This window comes from Amycolatopsis sp. CB00013 (assembly GCF_001905755.1).
GTDB lineage: Bacteria > Actinomycetota > Actinomycetes > Mycobacteriales > Pseudonocardiaceae > Amycolatopsis > Amycolatopsis japonica.
This window is the reverse complement of the sequence record NZ_LIWC01000001.1, coordinates 75,292-93,979: the sequence shown is the minus strand read 5'-3', so window position 1 is coordinate 93,979 and position 18,688 is coordinate 75,292. Positions and strand designations below refer to the sequence as shown.

Here is an 18,688-nt window from a genome sequence, read left to right as displayed (position 1 = left end):
TCAGTCCAGGCAGAACTCGTTGCCCTCGATGTCCTGCATCACGATGCACGACTCGTTCTCCTCGTCGGCGAGCAGGACACGCTGCTGCACCGCCCCGAGCGCCGTCAGGCGGTCGGATTCGGCTTGGAGCGCGGCGAGGCGCTCCTCCCCCACCAGGCCGGTGCCCGCCCGCACGCAGAGATGCACCCGGTTCTTGACGACCTTGCCTTCGGGAACGCGCTGGAAGTAGAGCCGCGGGCCCACGCCGGTCGGGTCACTGCAGGCGAAGCCCGCGTCCTGCTTCTCGGGCGGCAACGTGCGGTTGTAGTCGTCCCAGGTGTCGAACCCCTCCGGCGGCGAGGGCACGACGTAGCCCAGGATCTCGCACCAGAACCGCGCGAGGCGCTCGGGTTTCGCGCAATCGAACGTGACCTGTACCTGTTTGACCGACACCATCAGTCCACCCTAATCGCTGTCGAACGGATCAAGCCCGCGGCCCGCAGTTCGGCCCAGACCTGTGCGGGAACCTTCGCTTCGAAGGATTCCAAGTTGCTTCGGACCTCTTCGGCGGACCGCATCCCGACCGCGATACCGGCGACGGCCGGATGCTGCAACGGGAACGCCATGGCCGCCTGGGGAAGCGTCACACCGTGCGTCTCGCACACGTCGGCGATCCGGTTCGCCCGCTCCACGACCTCCGGTGTGGCGGCGGCGTAGTCGAAGTACGCGCCCTCGACCGGCCGCGGCACGGCGAGCAGCCCGGAGTTGAAGATCGACGCCGCGATCACCGAGACACCGCGTTCCTCGCATGCAGGAAGGAAGGTGTCGAGCGCGCTGTGGTCGAGCAGCGTGTGACGCCCGGACTGCATGACCACGTCGACATCGGTCTCCCTGACCAAAGTGGTCAGCATGGCCGTGTCGTACATACCGGCGCCGATCGCGCCGACGATCCCTTCCGACCGCAGCTCCGCGAGGGCCGGATAGCCGTCGCGCAGCGCGTCGTCGAAGTACTCCTCGGCGTCGTGCAGGTACAGCACGTCGATCCGGTCCAAGCCCATCCGCTCCAGCGAATCCTCGACACTGCGCCGGATCCCGTCACGGGTGAAGTCGCGGACCCGGCGGTGCGCCGCGGGGACGTGGAAGCCCGCCGGATCCGGTTTCCCGTCCGGATCCTGGGGAATCAGCAGGCGGCCGACCTTCGTCGACAGGACGTAGGAGTCACGCGGCCGCGAGCGCAGGAACTCGCCGATACGGCGCTCGGAATGCCCGATCCCGTAGTGCGGAGACGTGTCGTAGTACCGGATCCCGCCGTCCCAGGCCGCGGCCAGCGCCCCCGCCGCGGTGTCGTCGTCCAGTGGCGCGAACAAGCCCCCGAGCGGTCCTCCACCGAAGCCCAGCCTCGTCACCTCGACGTCGGTGCGCCCGAGTCGCTTCGTCTCCATCCGCGGCCCCCTCGATCAGCTCGCCGATCACCGTGCCACATCCGGGCGCTTCGCTCGCGCGATTTATTCGCCGGGCCAGTCCGCGCACGTCACGACCCCGAACCCCCGGCTCGGGAAGACCGTGTCCACGAAGAAGTCGTGCATCGCCTGATCCCCGTCGGCGCAACCGTCGCGCAGCACGGTCACGTGATAGCCGCGATCCGCCGCGTCGTAGGCCGTCGCGGCCACCATCGCGCTGGTCGCGACCCCGGCGATGGCGACGGTGTCGATGCCCCGGGCCCGGAGCACGAGGTCGAGATCGGTGCCGGCGAACGCGCTGGCCCGGCGTTTCAGCACGACCACGTCCTCGTCGGCGACCGGCAGGTCGATCTCGGTCCCGGCCGAGCCCTCGTGGAAGGTGTCCCCCGCTTCGTGGAACGACTTGAACAAAGCGTTCCCGGCGGGCAGGTCGGTCCCGTTGCCGCGGAGTGCGAAGTGGACGAACACGACGAGCGCGCCGGCCGCCCGCGCCCGCGGCAGCAGACTCTTGATCGGCGGCAGGACTGTTCCGGTGAACGGGTAAGTGCCCGTGATGCCTCGTTGCAGGTCACCGATGATCAACGCGGTGGTCATGCGGGCAAGCTACCCGATCGTCCGTATACAACCGGCCGCGCGAGTGGCTAGCCTCCGGCGGGTGAGGATCAAGAGTGTGCTGCTCGCCGTCCTGGTGACCGCCGGAATCGTGATTCCCCCGCCCGCCGTCGCCTCGGCGGATCCGTCGGGCTGGGTGGCACCGTTGAGCACGCGCGGCCGCTACATCGTCGACGCGGCGGGCGACCGGTTCAAGCTGAAGGCCGCCAACTGGCACGGCGCGAGCGGGACATGGACCGGTTCGGGTGACGTGAACGATCCGGCCTCGCACCACGCCGGTGAGATCGCCTATCAGACGCCGCTCGGGCTGGACCGCGCTTCGATCGACACCGTCATCGACGGGCTCGCGGAACTGGGCCTGAACAGTGTCCGGCTGCCTTTCTCCAACGCGATGATCCACGACACCAAGCCCGTCCCCGATCTCCCCGCGAACCCGGAACTGCGCGGCCTGACCCCATTGCAGGTCTACGATCGCGTCGTCGCGCGGCTGACCGCGCGCGGGTTCGCGGTGATCCTCAACAACCACACCACCACCTCCCGCTGGTGTTGCGGTCTCGACGGCAACGAACGCTGGAACACCGCGCAGACCGAGCAACGCTGGCAGGACGACTGGCTGTTCATGGCCCGCCGCTACGCCGCGAACAAGCGCGTCGTCGGTGCCGATCTGTACAACGAGGTCCGGCGCGATGTCTTCGACGATCCCAACTGGGGCTGGGGAAACGGCCCGGACTGGCAACGTGCGAGCCAGCGGGTGGCCGACCGCATCCAGACCGAGGCCAACCCCGATCTGCTGATCATCGTCGAAGGCATCAACTGGACCGGCGTGCCCGTCGACGGCCTGCCCCACGGAAGGCCGACGCTGGAGCCGGCCCGCACGCTCTCGCATACGCTCGTGGATTCCGGAAAACTGGTCTACGCAGCGCATTTCTACGGCTACACCGGTCCGAACCATTCCGGGGCGACCGGCACCGGCGAGACCCACGACCCGCGCTACCGTGACCTGTCACCCCAGGAACTACGCGATGTCCTTTACCGGCAAGCGTTCTTCGTCTCGGCGGAGACCGGCAAGCATTACACCGCCCCACTCTGGATCAGCGAGTTCGGCGAAGGCCGCCACACCACCGACGCCGCCAGCCGTGCCTGGTTCGAGAACTTCGTCGGCTACCTCGCCGAGACCGACACGGACTTCGCCTACTGGCCGGCGGTCGGTTTCCACGAAGGCGGAACGGGCAACGGCTGGTCGTTGCTCTCCTGGGACACCGGCGGCAGGCGCGTCGACGTGCTCGACGGCACGGACTGGCGTGGCCCGGCTTGGCGACGGCTGGTGGACGCGCCGTCCCGCTCCGGCCGGGTCCCCGACGCCGAGCGCTGGTCGATGCTGAACCTCGACTACGCCGATTTCCAGGCCTCGCGCGGGGTTCGCGCCATGGCGGACTGGAATCCGGGCGCTCGCAAGGGCGCCTGCCCCGACGGCCAGCGGCTCAGCGGCCTTGCCCATACCGGCAACCGGGGCCTGTGCACCGGCACGCTCGCCGCGCCGGCGGGATACGCCGTGGTCCGCGATGAGTCCTATGTGGACACCGACTGGGCGTCCGGCTACACCAAGGTGCAATGCCCGCCAGGGCACGCCGCCGTCGGCTACAGCGTCACCGGCGCGGCGTTCTCCGCGCTCCTGTGCGGCCGGTCCGCCACCCCGCTGGGCGGCGCCGGCCGGACGGTCTGGTTCGACCGCGGTGACAACCGGCCGTCCGGGAATCCCGGCGGCGACTTCGCCTCGGGCCACTCCAAGGGACAATGCGCTCCGGGCGAATACGTCGCCGGTGTCGCGTACACCGGCCGTGTCGGCTCGAATCGCACTCCGGACGCGGTGCTCTGCCGTGCCTGAGCGCGTTCAGGCGACGAAGACGCAGAACGGATGCCCCGCCGGATCCGCGTAGACGCGCAGCGGTTCTTCCGGGTCGTCGCTGCGGTCGTACCGGAGCCGCCCGCCGAGTTCGAGGACGCGGGCGTGCTGCTCTTCGAGTTCCTCGACCGAGTCCACGGTCAGGTCCAGGTGCAGTTGCTGAGGCACGGGTTCGGGATCCGGCCAGCTCGCCTCTTCCAGCCGATCGACCTGCTGGAAGGCGAGTTGCGCCCCGCCGTCCGGGTTCCGCAGCACCAGCCAGTCCTTGTCCTCGGCGCCGGGCGGGGGCGTTTCGTCGCCGGGGCGGTAGTCCCAGACCAGCAGGCGCCGGTAGAACTCCGCCAGCGCGCGGACGTCGGTGCAGTCCAGCACCACCTGACGGAACTTCGGCCCCTTTTTCCGCTCGACCAAGCCGTTCACCTCTGTTCGAGCACCGCGAGAACGTGCTCACACCAGCGAATGTTCTCCTGTTCGAACATGATCCCACGGGCCAGCGTCAGATACGGCCCGACGCGGGGCGCCGTGGCGAGGAACTCCGCCTCGGCGGAGTCGCCGAGCAACCGCTCCCGAAGGCGCTCGAACCGTTTGAGCTTCGTTTCGGCGACGGCCATCCGATCGGCGACGGCGCGCCGGATCGCCTCGTCGTCGCCCGCCTCGACCGCCTGGACCTGCACCAGCAGTTCGTCGCGGATCGCGGTCGGCTTCGGCGCCCGCGTGGTGAAGCCGGCGAGTTCGGCCGCGCCGGCGTCGGTCAAGGAGAAGAGGCGCTTGTTGGGACGCCGCTCCTGCTCGACCACCCGGGCCGCCACGAGGCCCTGCGATTCCATCTTGTCCAGCTCGCGGTAGAGCTGCTGCGATGTCGCGGTCCAGAAATTGGCGACCGACGCGTTGAAGCTCTTCGCCAGGTCGTAGCCCGAGGACTCGCCGTCCAGGAGCGTCGCGAGGATCGCGTTCCGCAGCGCCATGGCGCGATGATAAGCATCGCCGCGAGTAGTCGCAAAGTTGATTAGACACTTTGATGGACAGCGGAGCGGTGATCACCTACGCTCGGCGACATCTACTCAACAAGTTGACTATGAGGAGATCGCCATGCCCACGTTCCGTGAAGCAGTCGAAGCGAAGGACGCCGCCGCGATCGAGGCGTTGCTCGCCGACGACGTGGTCTTCACCAGTCCGGTGGCGTTCAAGCCCTACCAGGGGAAGGCGATCACGGCGGCGATCCTGCGCGGGGTCCTGCGGGTGTTCGAGGACTTCCGCTATGTCCGCGAGATCCAGGACGGCGTGCACCACGTGTACGAGTTCGAAGCGACCGTCGACGGGCTTCAAATCAACGGCTGCGACCTGCTGACCTTCGACGCCGAGGGCAAGATCGTCGACTTCAAGGTGATGGTCCGGCCGCTGCGGACGGCCGAGGCGCTCGCGGGACGCATGGGTGCCCAGTTCGAGGCCATCAAGGCGGACGCGCTCGGCTGAGCGAGCCGGCACGCGTGACTGTCCGGACGGCGCGTGTGATCAGACGGACGACACGCGTGATTGGAGGGACGGCACGCGTGCGCGGCCAGGTCCGCCGTGAGTCGTCCGTCCGGACACGCATGTCGTCCGTCTGATCACGAGTGTCGTCCGTCTGCGGCACACCGGAACTGGACAAGCCCCAGCGGCGGTGTCACGAAAGCCACGTTCGCAACGTTGAAGGTTGCGAACGTGGCTTTCGCAACGTCAATGGGGGCCGGGGTCCTGCCGCCGCACCATCTCCGCGATCCAGACGGGCGCGAACGGCGACGTGCAGTTCGGCGGGGTCGGATAGTCCTTGAGCACTTCCAGGCGCTCCCCGATGTCGATCGCCCTGGCCCGGTGCGCCGCGTGCTCGATGCCGATCTGCGCCAGGCAGTGGTTCATCGCCCACTGCAGGCGATCCGGCGCGGTCTTCATCTCCGCCTCGATGACGTCGAGCAGCCCGGCGAGATCGAGGCCTTCGGGCTTCTTCGCCACTCGTTCGGTGGTCAGAGCCCAGCCGGCGCTCGCGACCACGGGGTCCGGATCGGCGGACCACGCCACGCGCAGCTCTTCGGCGTGCGGATTCTTCTTGACCACGTAATTCACGAGCCAGTCGTGCACCTTCGGGGTGCGGGCCTCGCGCACCATGCGGTCCAGATCGTCGCGTCCGAACGCCTTCGGGCGGCAGATGAGGAGTGCGAGCAGTTTCGCGGCGGTGTCGCCCGTTTCCCAGAGCTCCAGCGCGAGTTCCTGCTGGGTCTTCAGCCGCTTGGCGAGCGCGCGCAGCTTGCCGAGGTTCACCCCGTGGTCGTCGCCGTGCTTCTCGTTCACTTGGCGTGCGCGCGGATCCTCGAGCTCGGCCAGTTCGGCCAGCACCTCGGCCGTCGTCGTCCCGGTCACCCGTCCAGCCTACGAGGCGCTCCGGGTGGAGGAGCCACCCGGAGCGCCTTGACCGCTATCCGCGTCGTGCCAGGTCGTCGGCGTGCTCACGCAGGAGTGCGGCGACCCGCGGCCAGCCGACGTTGATCCGCCGCGCCCAGCCACGATGACGCTGCGCGAGATCCCCCGCGTCACCGTCCTGGACGGTCAATCCGGTGGCGAAGCCCTCCCGGAGGTACCCGCCGTCGGCGACGTCGAGGACGTCCCGGACCGGCTCCGGCGGCCACCCGTCGTCGGGCAAGGGGGAACCGCTCGCCAGCAGGGTGCCGATCGCCCGGTCCCCGAACTCGGCCCGTCCCCGTTCGGCGAAGTCCGTGCGGGCACGCGAAACCCAGGCCTTGAGCGCGGCACCGTCGAGACCGGAATCGGTCGTCCCCGGCATGGTGCGCGTTTCGAAGATCGTCAGCCACGCGCCGACCAGTTCCACGCTCGGGGCGCCGTCGTCCGCGGGCTGGATCCGGGTGCAGAGCTCGACGAACGCGCCGGGGTTCTCGGTGAGGATCCGCTGCAGGCTCCGCGGTTTCCGGTGGTGTTTGAGCGCCGCGTGGAACCGCAGCTCCAAGCGGGCGACCGCGACGTCCGCATCGCCGGCCTCGGCCAGCTGGTCCAGCAGCGGGCCGACGTTCGCGACGGCCTTGCGGTCGGGGGCCTCGACACCGTCGGCGGACGCCTGGAGCAGCACTTCCTCGATCAGGGACGCGGGCAGGGCCGCCCCGTCGCGCACCCCCGCCGCGAGCGCCTTGACCGCGGCCCACGGCCGGCGCCGCGCGAGCTGCGTGACGAAGAACGACTCCTGTCCTTCGGGAAGCGGCCACGGACCGACGTGCGTCCAGTAGCCCTCGAGAACCGCTTCGTCGGCGGACTCGAAGAGCTCCAGCGCGTGGTCCACCGGGATGGCCAGGAGATAGTCGACCAGCCGGTCCTGCTCCTTGAGCTGGATCGCGACCTCCTGCCGCCATTCTCCGCCCTGGGACCGGGCCATCTCGCCCGCCCAGCCCGCCGCCCAGTCCTCGCGCCCCAGTTCCGCGAGCGCGTCTTCCCGGAGGTCGTCCGCGGCGACGTGGGCCGCGACCACACCGACCAGTCTGGGCAGGGCGCTCTCGGCGGCGAGCGCGCTCAGCCCGGCGGCACCGTGTTCGCGCAGGACACCGCCGACGGCGTCGCGGCGAAGGCGGCCGATCTCCGCCTCACGCGCCTCCGGTTCGAGGGATTCGCCACCGTCCAGGTACGGATTCCGGCCGAACAACAGGCCGTGCCGCCCGGGGTTGACCGCGGGCTCGATCAGCTCGGCGCAGGATTCCAGCCATTGCAGCAATTCCTCCGGCAGGGTCCAGCCGGCGCCGGCGTGATGCCGGTGCTCGGCGGTCACCCCGGTGAGCAGGCCCCACAGGCGGAGACGTTCGTCCGCCGAGAGCCGTTCGGTGTCCAGCCGCGTGAAAGCCTCCACGACGCGGTCCCACTGCGCCGCGTTCAGCTCGGGAAGCCGTTCGAAGAATTCGCACCACCGATACGGCCGTTCCGCCAGTGCGGACAGCGCCGAGGCGACCAGTTCGTCCTCGAATTCCGGTCCGTCGGCGACGGCGACCGGTGCCGACGGGACCGTCCATTCGAGACGGACCTGGGGCCGGCTCGGGCTCGCGAGCAGATGTCCACGCGGACCGCGCAGCAGGGCGAGAGCCAGCCGCCAGCCAGCTTCCGGCGAGCGACGGCCGATCGCCTTGACCAGTTCCGTCCGCTGCCCGCCGGGCAGGTCGAGGTACGGGTACCACGGCTGCACGAGGGTGATCAGGGATTCGAGCGGCCGGTCACCGGCCTCTCGCCCCGGCCGCGTCAGCTCGGCCAGCAGGGACACCACCATCGGCAACGCGTCGTCGGACCAGCCGACCGTTTCCAGCGCCGCGATCAGCCCCTCGGATGTGCCGCTCAGCGGCGACGGGTCGCTGGTCAGCGCGTGGTCGACGGCATTGAGGAACTCGTGAGGAGCGGCTTCGGCGAGCAAGGGCAGCACATCGGCGAGCGAGCGCCAGAGCACTCCGTCCCCGTCTTCGTTGGCCCGGCCGAGCACGTCGCGGACGAACCGCGTGGCGTGGTCGGCGCCCGAGATGCCGCCGGACAGCGTCGTGTCCCCCTCGGCGGCCAGGAGCGCCGCGCTCCGCGCCAGCCCCTGCCGCATTTCCGCCGACCATTTCCGACCCGGCTCTCGCTCGGTGAGCACCTTGACGGCTTCTTCGTGCCAGCGCCGCAGATCCTGCGCGCTCAGCCTGCCGTGGAGAAGCGTCCAGGCATCGTGCGGATCCGCCAGCCGTACGACGTCGCCCGAGCGGGCGAGCAGTGGGTCGTCGCCGGTCTCGGCCCTGGCGAAGAAACGCGTGAGCTCGTCGATCTCCCGGCCGGCGATCGCGGCGATCTCCTCCAGATCATGCCGCGACCCGGCCGACCACCGGCCGATCAGCAGCAGCGGCGCGGCGAGATCGCGCTCCAGCGGGTTCACCCATCTCGGGAGGTCACCGGCGACGGCGAGTTGACGGCGCAGGGCACCGAGACTCCGCCGGGCGAGGTCGGCCCAGGCGGTCGCGTCGGCGGACGGGACACCGGCCGCCGCGAACGCCTCCGCCGCCTCGTCGCGCGGGATCCGGGGCAGTACCAGGACATCGGCACCGGCACGGTCCGGCGTGCTCCGCACCACGACGACATGGCCGCCGATCGTCTCCTCCCCCACCTCGACGCCGTCCACCACGGCGACGAACGGCCCGTCCAGGTCGCGGCACTGACGCCAAGCCTCCGGGCTCGACACCCGGACCGCCCGGAGCCCCGGACGGTGAGCCGCCAACGCGGTCGCGACGAACGCCGCCGCCTCGGTCCGGCTGCCCGCGTACACGGGAAGGACCGACGGCTCGGCGTCCAGCCAGTCGCACAGCCGATCCGTTTCACGGGCGCGGCCGAGCAGCGGGAGGCTCTCGGGCAGGACGGGACGCGTTTCGTCCCGCCAGGATTCGAGCCACTCGGCCAGGTCTTCGAGGCCGGGGACGACCCCGATGCCCAATTCCGGGGCGACCCGGGTCAGTTCGGTGATCAGGCCCGCGATGTCCTGCTCCGCCGTACGTCCGCCGAGCCGCCGGTGAGAGTCGGCGGTGATTTCCCCGGGCATGACGGCGTCGTCCACCAGGACCGCGACGATCTTCTTGCCGAGCCGCGATGCCTCGGCGACCTCCTCCCGGACCGCGTCGTCGAGCCCCTCGGTGCCGATCGGCACCACGAGGACGGACGCGGCGTCGCCGGACCGGACGATCCGGTCCTTTCCGAACACGTGACCGAGACTCCGGTCGAGACCGCGGAGCCGGTCCTGGCCGTCACCGGCTCGGACGGTGATGAAGATTCCTGCCATGGTGCGAAATCCTTTCCAGCGAGCACAGTTGTCGATGCGTACGGGCTGTGGTTTCACTCGGCTTCGCCGCGGGCGCGGGCCAGCACCTCCTCGACGCTGAGCGGGCTGGCCGGATGGTGGGTGAGGCACAGCGGGGTGGTCACCCGCTGGAAGCCGAACGCCTCCCCCGACACGTAGAACTGGGCGCGTTCCAGCCGCGAGATGTCGTCGACGGGGCTGCCCTTGGCCCTGGCCAATTCGTTCGCGGCGGCGATCTGCGCCGGGCTGTTGAGCCTGCCGAAGAACTGCGTCATCGCGTTGCCGACGACCTGGTTGTGCAAGCCCTTCGGCGCCTGTGTCGCGAACAGCAGTCCCAGGCCGTATTTCCGCGCCTGCGAGGCGAGCACGATGGTGCTGCGGGTGCTCGCCGTGAGCGTCCCCGACGCGGCGAGCATCTGCGCCTCGTCCATCACGAAGAGGGCGCCGAGCGGCCGGTCACCGGCCGGATTCCGCTTGGCCCAGGCGAAAAGTTCCATCTGGAGCTGATTGACGAAGTTCTGCCGCTGCTTCTCCGAAGGCAGCCCGATGAAGCTGATCACCGAAACCCTTGCCCGCTTGCCTTCCCCGGGAGCGAGCAGGAGCGCCGGGTCGACGGGCTCGCCGCCACCCGCCAGGAGGGGGTCGTTGACCATGGAGGCCTTCAGCAGCTCGGCCAGCTCGGCCGCCAGCTTTCGCCCGTCGTTCAACGTGCTCACCCCGTCGGGCAGGTCTTCGAGCACCTCGATGAGCGCGGGCAGGCTCCGTGATCCGGTCCGGGCGTGGTGCACGACGGCCTGCCGCAGCACCGCGAGCCCGACGCTGGCCTTCCCCGTGCTGCCGGTCAGTTTCACCTGCGGTGCGAGTGTCGCCACGGCGACCTCGACGGCCGCGTTGAACTCGTCCTCGTCGTCGAGGACTCCGGCGAAATCGGGCAACGGCTGGAACGCGAGCGGCCTGCCACCGGCCCGCCCCGGCGTCCACACGACGACGTCGGTTTCGGCCAGATATCGCTCAGCGAGCCCGGCGTCGTCCGCTCCCCAGGCCTCGGGCGGCTCCGGCCAGGCGTCGCCGAGGCGGGCGAGGTCGTTGTTCGGATCCAGCACGATCGCGGAAACGCCCTGCAGCGCGCATTCCTCCACGATCCGCCGCAGCAGCACCGTTTTCCCGGAACCCGAACCCGCGAACACCGCGGCGTGCTTGCGCAGGGCCGCCAGTTCGATCCGGACCGGTTTCCCGCTGCCCGACACGGTGCCGAGGGTGACCTCCCCTTCGGCCGCCGGGGACGTCTCGGTGGACACCGCCCGGGGCAACGGTTCCGGCAGGACCTCCGACAGGAGTTCCGACCGGCCGGCGGGCCGCCGGTCGACGAGCCACTCGTGCAGCTCCCGGCTTCCCTCGGCGAACATCTTGTCCAGCGCCCAGAACGTGCGGATGTCCGCATCGGACATTCCCCGGGACTTGCCGCCCTCCTTCAAGAACTCCTTGAGTTCCGCCTGGGTCTTCACCCCGCCCGACCACGCCGGGTTGCGCAGCAGCACCAGATGCCGGTTCTCCGCGCCCTTCCGCACCCCGGCCGCCGACCGCGCCTTGCGGAACCGGTGCAACGCGGCGATCGGATGCGACGCCGCGATCGCCCGGAACGCCCAGTGCTCTTCGAGGTCGGACGCCTCGTCCACCGTGCGGGTGAGCCAGGCGTGCAGCTCGTTGCGGTCGCTTTTGGCGCCGTAGACCCATTCCAGGTTGTCGTCGCCGACCTCGGTGATCCATCCCCGGATCGCGGCGGACAGGAGCCGGGGCATCACCTTGTCCTCGACCTTCGGATCCAGCAAGGCCGACGGGTCGGCCTCCGAGCGAAGTTCCTCGAACCGCTTGTCCAGTTCCGCGAACCGATCGGCGGCCATCGCCGGCCGCGGCGGTCCGGCCGACCGCACGCCGCCTTCGTCGAACGTGGTCAGCTCGATCACCCGGCCCGCCCGGACGCAGGCGTCGATATGCGCGCCGATCCGTTTCAAGACGTCTCGCGGCGACATCTCCTCCCATTCCCCGTCGAAGGCCGACGGGGCCACCGGCCACGTGGGACAGGGAGGAACGAACTTCATCGTCTCGTACGCGACTCCGAGGCGTTTCTCGACCAAGGCCCTGCCGACTTCGGCATCGGTGACCCGGCCGAGGATCAAGGCTTCCCGGAAGCGATCCGGGACGGTGTCGGTGGCCTTTTCCTTGAGCAGCTCCCAGGTGCCGGGGAGGCACGCGAGGACCGTCATGGTCCTTCTGGTCACCTCCCGCAGACCCATCAGCCCGTCCGCGATCTGGGCGACGAGCAGGTCCTGTTCGTCGCTGTCCCGCACTTGCCGCTGGCCGACGGCGGACCGGGCCACCAGGGTGTCGAGCTGATCGACGGCGATCACGATCGGCCCGGTGAGCGCGAGCAGCCGCGTGATGTTCCTGACCTGCGTCTTCGCGGATTTCGGATCCGACCGGATACCCCATTTGCGACGGTCACCGGATTTCGACTCCGGGAACACGCCGAGGTAGTCGTCCCCGACGTAGTTCTTGCTCGGGTCTTCGCTCGCGTAGAGCACCAGCGCGCGTGCCGTGTCGGCGCATTCCCTGGCGACGTCCCGATCGAGGCCGCGCAGGCCGTCGACGAACGTGTCGACGTCGGCCCTCGACAGGCCACGCCCGTCCAGGATCTTCTTGGTGACGTTCGCGTCGATGCTCGCGCGAAGGCAGACGCGGCGGAGGAAACTGGTGAGCTGAGGGACGCCGGAGCCGTCGAGCCGCGAAAGCCCACGGCGCATCGCCTCGGCGGTGTTCTCCCAGAACGCGTCGCCCGCCGTGAGGTCGTTGAGGAAGAAGTAGCCGCGGGCGTCGTGGGCCTGTTTCCGGACGAGGCCGAGCAGGTGGGTCTTGCCCACGCCCTTCTTCCCTTGGAGGACCAGCCCGATCGGGCTCGGGCCGTCACTGGCGACGGCCTCCTTGATCCCCGAGCTGACCTGCTTCAGCACGCCGGTGTGCAGGCCGTCGACGTGATACGGCGAATCACGCCACACGTGATCGGGGGTGTCGGCCCAGTCGAACCGCAGGGCCGCGAGCGCGCTCAGCTCGTCCATCACGGCGCCTCGATCGAGATCAGATGGTTGTCCTCACCGCCGATGCGGATCGCCGCCTCGTGATCGGCGGCGGTGAGCGCCTTGCGGTTCGATTCCGGCACCAGATGCGCCTGTCCCGACCGGCTGAGCTCCTTCAAGACCGCGTCGACGTCCACAGTGGACGCTTCGCCGAGCATCGGCCGCAGTTCCACCAACGAGACCCAGTCGCGCGGTGAACGGGACAGTTTGCGGTAGGCGATCCGGATCCGGGACTCGATCTCCTCCACCGTCAGGTCGACCTCGGGCATGAAGAGGTCGGCGAGCCGGAGCTTCTCGCGCCGGAGGTGTCTGCCGAGCCCGCCGAGCACGACGTACAGGGCGCTGCCCAGGCTGCCCCGGGGCGGCGGCGCCTCTTCCTGGCTCAGTTCCTCCTCGCACCAAGCCCAGCCGCGCTCGGTCAACTCGTGGTAGAAGGGACGGCCGCGTTGTTCGCTGGCGACCAGATCGAGGCCGTTGAGCTGACGGCGTTCCTTGCCGTCGAGGGCGAAGCCGACGATCTCGCGCAGCTCCGGGTTCGACACCTCCCGGGCGACCACCATCAGCGCCAGCATCGCCGCGGTCTGCTTCTGTCCCAATCGATCCGTCATCCGTGATCCTTCCGTACGTGATTAGCGCTGATCGAGAAATCCGCTGAATCCCTGGCGTGTCACCCTGGCCTCCGAGGTGCGCACGGCCCATTCGAGCGCCTCCCGCGTCTCCGGCGGGGCGAGCACGCGATGTCCCGGTACCGCGTCGGTCGCGCGGACCCGTGTCGCCGACATGAGCTCCTCGGCGAGGTCCTGCACCCGTTCCCGGTCCCCCGCGCCGATCGCGATCTGCAGCTCGGCGACGATCTCGTCCACGAAGCCCCACATGAGCGGCCGCAGCCGGGCGTGCGCGGTTTGCCGGAGCACGCCGGCGACGTCGAGGTCGCCCGGTTCGACGAGTGCCGTCGTCCCTCTGAGCTGGTCGACGAGGTTCTGGGCGATCTCCATCGGTCCACGCGACGGGCCGAACTGGAGATGCCGCAGATTGCCGACGTACCCCGGCAGGCTGTTCGGCTCGGTTCCCTTGGTGAGCACCGGGACGACGCGGCGGTCCTGCCCGAGGGTCCGGTGCAGGAACAGTTCGACCTCGGCCGACTGCCAGCGGCTCACCTCGCGGTCGACGATCAGGCACAGATGTTTCGCGTCGTCCGCGGTCTTTTCGAGCAGCGACCGTTCCCCGGACAACGACAGCACCGGCCGGACACCGAGCTCCACCAGGTACTTCATGAGTTCTTCGGCGAGGTACATCGTCGGTCTGGTCGTGCTGACCCGGACGTCGTGGGAGAAGGTGCGTTTCTCCGCCCGGACCGCGGCGACATAGGCGTCGCGGTTCTCCGCGAGCAGGTCCGTCCGGTCGAAGTCGTGCGCGACGACCGCCGCGACCGTTTCCAGCGCGAAGCTGATCTGGTCGGCGGTCGGGCTGATCTCCGTCATCACCGGGAGCTGTTCACCGAAGGTCCAGAAGGAGACGTACGGCAGCGTCAGATGACGCGACATCACGTCCGGCGAGACGTCGCGGTCGAGCCAGCTGCGGAACAGGTCCTTGGTCTCTTCGAGACAGATGCGCCGCCACTCCTCCGAGCGCGCGTACTCTTCGCGTGCGTCGAACCTCGACAGCACCGGCAGGACGGTCAGCTGCGGCCGGTCGTAAGGCATGCGGTCGCGCGCGGCGTTGGCGCGTTCGGCGATGTCGACCGCGCCCCGCATGCTCTGCACGTTCGCCGTGAAGAGGACGACGAGCCGGTCCGGAAGATGCGCGGTGCAGATACCCCCGATGTCGGAGATGCCCGTGCGGCTGTCGATGAGGACGTAGTCGTAGGCGGCCGTCCACTGTTCACGGCATTGTTCGAGGTAGTCGCCGAAACCCTGTTCGTACAAGCCTTCCCAGTCGAGATCCTGCACTCGCCGGACGTAGGCGTCGTCCCCGCGGCCGGCGGTGATGACGTCGAGTTTCACCTTCCCGGTCAGCCGGGTCGTATGCGCGCCCGGAGCCAGCCTGCCTTCACGGAAGTCGTCGATCAGGTCCACGACCCCGCCCGACGGGGGTGCGCTCATCATCGGCCGGAAGTAGGTGTCCAGGCCTGGCGCTTCGAGGTCCCAGTCCAAACACAACACCCGATATCCCCAGCGTGCCAAGAGAACGGCGATATTGGCCATGGTGAAGCTCCGGCCGACACCACCCTTGAAGGAGTAGAAGGTGACCACAGTTCCCGGCATGGATCAGAACCTCGGCAGCTTCGACGGTCGCGGCGGTTCGGGCGGTGGTGTTTCGATCGGCCACTCCGGAGACCACGGCGGTGCCTGCTCGATGATCTCCACCAGTTCCTTCACCATCCGCCCCAGTTCGTCCTCGAACTCGATGTACTCGGGGGTCTTCTGGTACTGCGGATGCGGTTTGTTCCAGTCCCGGAAACTGCGCATCCGGCGCTCGTGCGCCCAGGCGGGGTAGTAATCCGAGTCGCTGAAGATCACCGGATAGATCAACCGGCCCGCCTTCGTCACGCCGTCCCGCGCGACGATTTCCTCCCGCTTCGCCATCGTGTGCCATTCGGCGAGGCACCGCTCGTCGCGAAAGTACTTCGGGGAGCAGACCGGAATCAGGATCCGGGCACGCTGCAACGCCTCACGGACTTCCCGGGGCCAGTTCCCGCCGACGGCGACACTGTCTTCGAGAAATATCTTGACGTCATAGTCGACATTGTCGTCCAGAAGTCTCTGCAGCCGAGGGTGGAAGTGATTCCGCACCCAGTCCGGGGCGTCGCCTCCGCCTCGGCGATAGCTGATGAACACGTCGTACTCGTACACGAGCGCCATCGCCCCTTCGCACCCGGATCCGTTTGACAGCACCGATCGTAGGGGCCGAAGACACTCTCAAAAAGGTACAAAAACACGACAAAAACTGGACACGGCGCCGCATACGAGTCCGCGAAAGACAGAAAGATGACAAGCGGGAGACAATGGGTGTCCCGCGCGCGTCCGATCGCCGAGAATGCGACCACCCGGCCTGCCGGGCACCCTTCACTGACAGGAGTTTCGATGGCCGACAACGAGCCACCGCATGTGTTCGTCACTTACGCACATGATTCACCGGAGCACAAGGAACGGGTCCGCCACTTCGCGGATTTCCTGCACGGCCGGATCGGTCTCGAAGTACATCTTGATCAATGGGACGACGGCGAACGTCGCGACTGGTCTTTGTGGGCGTTGAAGCACCTCGACACGGCGAATTTCGTGGTCGTCATCGCCTCACCCGACTACAAACGCCGTGCCGAGGGAAACGCGGCGTTCGACGAAGGGCGCGGCTCCCAGTTCGAGGCGGCGCGGATCCGCGATCGCCTGACCAGGGATCTCGGCGGCGAGATCAAACGGATCCTGCCGGTCGTGTTCCCCCAGCAGTCCGTCGACGACATCCCGAACTTCCTCAACCCGCACTCCACCACGAGATATCCGGTCGACGTGTTCACCGAGGAGGGTGTGGAGGATCTTCTGGCCGCGATCACCGGCAGGGCCCGGCACCAGCGCCCCGAACGCGGCCAGTGGCGTGGCGGCGCGGCGAACGCGGCCGGCCCGGGCAAGACCTCGGTCGCGACCGGCCTGGAATGGCGGGCGTGCAGCGACGGCATCCGCACCGAAGGCGCGCGGATCAACGACGTGCACTACAAGGACAGCATCGTCTTGCGGGCGGCCGAGCGGCTCGCTTATGTCGAAGTGGACCTCGGGATGGCCTACCGGAGATTCACCGCGACGGTCGGCGTCCTCGACGACGCCGCCGAGCCCTTCCAGGTCGGCCACTTCCGCGTCCTCCTCGACGGACGGCCGTCACCGGAGGTCAAGGTGGCGCTGGGAAAACCGGCGAAGATCGACGTCGGCGTCACCGGTGTGCTGAGGCTCCGGCTGGAGTTCCACCGTCCGGGTACGACGGAGAGCAGGTGGCTGCCGGAACTGGCGTGGGGCGATCCCGTGCTGGAGTAGCGCTTGTGTCGCTCCCGATCGCCACGTTCGCCCAACCTCCAGCCACAGTGGGCTGCGCATCAGTACATGATGGCCCCCTTCCTTGCGTCTAGCGCCAGGAAGGGGGCCATCATGTACTTGAGGAAGTGCGTCAGACTTGCTCAGGGGGGAACCGGCGAAGAGTCAATTGTCCATAAGGGACAGCAGTTCTCGTTGTGGCGTGGCCGGTGCAGGTGGTCGTGAGTGGCGTTTCGGGTTCTAACCCGAAACGCCACTCACGACCCGCGCTTGACCAGGGCCGAAGGCTCCCTTCGCCGCATTAGACGCAGTGAAGGGGGCCTTCACGCGCATCCGCTGTGACTGCTGCGGCTGGTGGTGTTGCAGAGCCGCGGGTGACGATCGCGTAGTCCGTGAAGGCCTCCTTCCCTACCTTCAGAGTAGGGAAGGAGGCCTTCACGGACTTGCGACCAACAGCCACCCACATTCAGGTGCGACGCCCCTCGTCCCCCTTGCCCCTCAAGAGAAGTCGTCCTCCTCCTGCACCAGCTCCCGCAGCTTCACCAGCCCCCGGTGCTGTTTCACCCGGACGTTCCCCGGCGACAGCCCGAGCGCGGCCGCGGTCTCGGTGGCGCTCAGCCCGACGACGATCCGCAAGGTGAGCACCTCCCGCTGCAGCTTCGGCAACTGGGCGACAAGCCTGCCCAGCCGCGCGCCGAGGTCGACGTCGAGCATGTGACTTTCCGGCTCGTTGCGGACCGGCCCGGCCTCCGGCAGTTCGGGTACGGGATCGGACCGGTCGCGGGACACCACACGGAAGGCGTCGGCGACCTTGTTTGCCGCGATCGCCCGTACGAGATAGAGGAACGAGCCGCCGCGATCCTCGTACACCGGCAGCATTTTGAAGACCGCGAGACACACCTCTTGCGCGACGTCGTCGGCCGACAGGTAGGAGAGGTCGCGCCCGCCCATCCGCGCGCGGCAATAGCGCACCAGCATCGGCTTGACGACGGCGAGCAGCCTGTCGACGGCATCCTCGTCACCGGTCTTCGCCGCCATGACGAGCGGATCGAGCATCTCTTTGGTCAGCCGGCCCGACGGGCGCGGGAGGGTGTCCAAGGTGCGGTATCCCCGGACTTCGCCGTCGATCGGGTGGGTGTCGATGGTCGGCATCGGCTCAGCCCATCACTTTCGCGGTGGAATCGAGCCGCCGCACCTGCGCGATGAAGGCGTTCATCCGCCACCGCAGGCTGTACGCCTTCGCCGTGTCGCCGAAGACCTTCTTCTTGTGGAGGATCGCGGCCAGTTCCCCGACGGTGCGTCCGTCCGCCTCGGAGATCTTGAGCGAGATCCCTTGCCGGATTCCGTCGGATTCCGCGGACCGGGCGATCATCGGGTTGCCGTCGTCCGCGACGGACCAGCCCTTCCTCGCGATCTTCTTCTTGAAGACCTGCCGCAACTGCTGCCCGGTCAGGGTGGTTTCCACGCGCCGTGGCCGGAATCCGTGTCTCTTGAAGGCGATGTAGCCCAGGTACACGACGGCGATCACGACGAGGATCAGCACACCGGACGTGCCGTTTCCCTCGCTCGTGGTGTCAAGGGCGATTCCCATGTTCTCTCCCGGGCGTTCGCGGTCCGAATGCCCGATAATCGAGGAAATCGCGGACGGCGTTGCGCGCCGGAGTTTGTTGTCCTGATTTTGTCCGTTGCCGTTCGCCGGAAAGCGGGCAGTTCAAGGACAGCTTTCGCCAAGGCGCGATCATCGGTAGCGA

The 18,688-nt window shown here is 68.5% G+C and carries 16 protein-coding genes; 3 read left to right on the top strand and 13 right to left on the bottom strand.

Going from position 1 to position 18,688, the window contains the following annotated elements; genetic code table 11:
* The 3 genes from AMK34_RS00430 to AMK34_RS00420 form a co-directional block, all read right to left on the bottom strand.
* Nucleotides 1-435, bottom strand: a complete 435-nt coding sequence (locus AMK34_RS00430) for a VOC family protein (protein ID WP_037344416.1) — start codon at nucleotides 433-435, stop codon at nucleotides 1-3.
* Nucleotides 435-1,421 carry an aldo/keto reductase gene (locus AMK34_RS00425; protein ID WP_073842256.1) on the bottom strand — a complete coding sequence of 329 codons (987 nt, stop codon included), beginning with the start codon at nucleotides 1,419-1,421 and terminating at the stop codon, nucleotides 435-437. The genes AMK34_RS00430 and AMK34_RS00425 overlap by 1 nt, the downstream gene beginning before the upstream one ends.
* A gap of 63 nt (nucleotides 1,422-1,484) precedes the next feature.
* On the bottom strand, nucleotides 1,485-2,033 hold the full coding sequence (locus tag AMK34_RS00420; RefSeq protein ID WP_073842255.1) for a cysteine hydrolase family protein: 549 nt from the start codon (nucleotides 2,031-2,033) through the stop codon (nucleotides 1,485-1,487).
* Nucleotides 2,034-2,094: 61 nt separating this feature from the next.
* On the opposite strand from AMK34_RS00420, the gene AMK34_RS00415 reads away from it, so the two are divergent.
* Entirely contained in the window at nucleotides 2,095-3,936 is a 1,842-nt protein-coding gene (locus tag AMK34_RS00415) for a cellulase family glycosylhydrolase (protein WP_073842254.1), read from the top strand.
* Nucleotides 3,937-3,942: 6 nt separating this feature from the next.
* Here the strand turns inward: AMK34_RS00415 and AMK34_RS00410 are convergent, their stop codons facing one another.
* Both AMK34_RS00410 and AMK34_RS00405 read right to left on the bottom strand, forming a co-directional pair.
* Nucleotides 3,943-4,365, bottom strand: a complete 423-nt coding sequence (locus AMK34_RS00410) for a VOC family protein (RefSeq protein WP_073844459.1) — start codon at nucleotides 4,363-4,365, stop codon at nucleotides 3,943-3,945.
* A 5-nt stretch (nucleotides 4,366-4,370) separates the two neighbouring features.
* Nucleotides 4,371-4,919, bottom strand: coding sequence for a PadR family transcriptional regulator (locus AMK34_RS00405; RefSeq protein ID WP_073842253.1), 549 nt, complete (start codon nucleotides 4,917-4,919; stop codon nucleotides 4,371-4,373).
* 124 nt (nucleotides 4,920-5,043) lie between these two features.
* Between AMK34_RS00405 and AMK34_RS00400 the strand changes: the two genes are divergently transcribed.
* Nucleotides 5,044-5,427 (top strand): nuclear transport factor 2 family protein, encoded by a 384-nt coding sequence (locus AMK34_RS00400; protein ID WP_073842252.1) that lies wholly within the window; start codon nucleotides 5,044-5,046, stop codon nucleotides 5,425-5,427.
* A gap of 243 nt (nucleotides 5,428-5,670) precedes the next feature.
* On the opposite strand, the gene AMK34_RS00395 is transcribed toward AMK34_RS00400, so the two are convergent.
* Genes AMK34_RS00395 through AMK34_RS00370 form a run of 6 tightly spaced genes read right to left on the bottom strand, consistent with a single transcriptional unit; the run spans nucleotide 5,671 to nucleotide 15,782 of the window.
* Nucleotides 5,671-6,348, bottom strand: a complete 678-nt coding sequence (locus tag AMK34_RS00395; protein ID WP_073842251.1) for a DNA alkylation repair protein — start codon at nucleotides 6,346-6,348, stop codon at nucleotides 5,671-5,673.
* A gap of 55 nt (nucleotides 6,349-6,403) precedes the next feature.
* Nucleotides 6,404-9,772 carry a hypothetical protein gene (locus AMK34_RS00390; protein ID WP_073842250.1) on the bottom strand — a complete coding sequence of 1,123 codons (3,369 nt, stop codon included), beginning with the start codon at nucleotides 9,770-9,772 and terminating at the stop codon, nucleotides 6,404-6,406.
* 53 nt (nucleotides 9,773-9,825) lie between these two features.
* A complete protein-coding gene (locus tag AMK34_RS00385) occupies nucleotides 9,826-12,903 on the bottom strand; it encodes an ATP-binding protein (protein ID WP_073842249.1) in 3,078 nt (1,025 codons plus the stop codon).
* Nucleotides 12,903-13,529: a hypothetical protein gene (locus AMK34_RS00380; protein ID WP_038515139.1), complete on the bottom strand. Its 627-nt coding sequence runs from the start codon at nucleotides 13,527-13,529 to the stop codon at nucleotides 12,903-12,905. The genes AMK34_RS00385 and AMK34_RS00380 overlap by 1 nt, the downstream gene beginning before the upstream one ends.
* 21 nt (nucleotides 13,530-13,550) lie before the next feature.
* Nucleotides 13,551-15,185: a CATRA system-associated protein gene (locus AMK34_RS00375; protein WP_073842248.1), complete on the bottom strand. Its 1,635-nt coding sequence runs from the start codon at nucleotides 15,183-15,185 to the stop codon at nucleotides 13,551-13,553.
* Between the two features lie 3 nt (nucleotides 15,186-15,188).
* Entirely contained in the window at nucleotides 15,189-15,782 is a 594-nt protein-coding gene (locus AMK34_RS00370; RefSeq protein WP_228694565.1) for a TIR domain-containing protein, read from the bottom strand.
* A gap of 222 nt (nucleotides 15,783-16,004) precedes the next feature.
* Between AMK34_RS00370 and AMK34_RS00365 the strand changes: the two genes are divergently transcribed.
* A complete protein-coding gene (locus tag AMK34_RS00365) occupies nucleotides 16,005-16,940 on the top strand; it encodes an SEFIR domain-containing protein (RefSeq protein WP_073842247.1) in 936 nt (311 codons plus the stop codon).
* 495 nt (nucleotides 16,941-17,435) lie between these two features.
* Here the strand turns inward: AMK34_RS00365 and shbA are convergent, their stop codons facing one another.
* Nucleotides 17,436-18,089 (bottom strand): RNA polymerase sigma factor ShbA, encoded by a 654-nt coding sequence (shbA, locus tag AMK34_RS00360; protein ID WP_073842246.1) that lies wholly within the window; start codon nucleotides 18,087-18,089, stop codon nucleotides 17,436-17,438.
* 4 nt (nucleotides 18,090-18,093) lie between these two features.
* Nucleotides 18,094-18,528 carry a hypothetical protein gene (locus AMK34_RS00355; RefSeq protein WP_038515142.1) on the bottom strand — a complete coding sequence of 145 codons (435 nt, stop codon included), beginning with the start codon at nucleotides 18,526-18,528 and terminating at the stop codon, nucleotides 18,094-18,096.
* Nucleotides 18,529-18,688: the final 160 nt, after the last annotated feature.

What these genes read in the sequence shown, in the direction of transcription:
- AMK34_RS00385 (WP_073842249.1), bottom strand. Translation starts at nt 12,903, where the DNA reads ATGGACGAGCTGAGCGCGCTCGCGGCCCTGCGGTTCGACTGGGCCGAC.
- shbA (WP_073842246.1), bottom strand. Translation starts at nt 18,089, where the DNA reads ATGCCGACCATCGACACCCACCCGATCGACGGCGAAGTCCGGGGATAC.
- AMK34_RS00380 (WP_038515139.1), bottom strand. Translation starts at nt 13,529, where the DNA reads ATGACGGATCGATTGGGACAGAAGCAGACCGCGGCGATGCTGGCGCTG.
- AMK34_RS00390 (WP_073842250.1), bottom strand. Translation starts at nt 9,772, where the DNA reads ATGGCAGGAATCTTCATCACCGTCCGAGCCGGTGACGGCCAGGACCGG.
- AMK34_RS00425 (WP_073842256.1), bottom strand. Translation starts at nt 1,421, where the DNA reads ATGGAGACGAAGCGACTCGGGCGCACCGACGTCGAGGTGACGAGGCTG.
- AMK34_RS00355 (WP_038515142.1), bottom strand. Translation starts at nt 18,528, where the DNA reads ATGGGAATCGCCCTTGACACCACGAGCGAGGGAAACGGCACGTCCGGT.
- AMK34_RS00430 (WP_037344416.1), bottom strand. Translation starts at nt 435, where the DNA reads ATGGTGTCGGTCAAACAGGTACAGGTCACGTTCGATTGCGCGAAACCC.
- AMK34_RS00365 (WP_073842247.1), top strand. Translation starts at nt 16,005, where the DNA reads ATGGCCGACAACGAGCCACCGCATGTGTTCGTCACTTACGCACATGAT.
- AMK34_RS00370 (WP_228694565.1), bottom strand. Translation starts at nt 15,782, where the DNA reads ATGGCGCTCGTGTACGAGTACGACGTGTTCATCAGCTATCGCCGAGGC.
- AMK34_RS00375 (WP_073842248.1), bottom strand. Translation starts at nt 15,185, where the DNA reads ATGCCGGGAACTGTGGTCACCTTCTACTCCTTCAAGGGTGGTGTCGGC.
- AMK34_RS00420 (WP_073842255.1), bottom strand. Translation starts at nt 2,033, where the DNA reads ATGACCACCGCGTTGATCATCGGTGACCTGCAACGAGGCATCACGGGC.
- AMK34_RS00400 (WP_073842252.1), top strand. Translation starts at nt 5,044, where the DNA reads ATGCCCACGTTCCGTGAAGCAGTCGAAGCGAAGGACGCCGCCGCGATC.
- AMK34_RS00405 (WP_073842253.1), bottom strand. Translation starts at nt 4,919, where the DNA reads ATGGCGCTGCGGAACGCGATCCTCGCGACGCTCCTGGACGGCGAGTCC.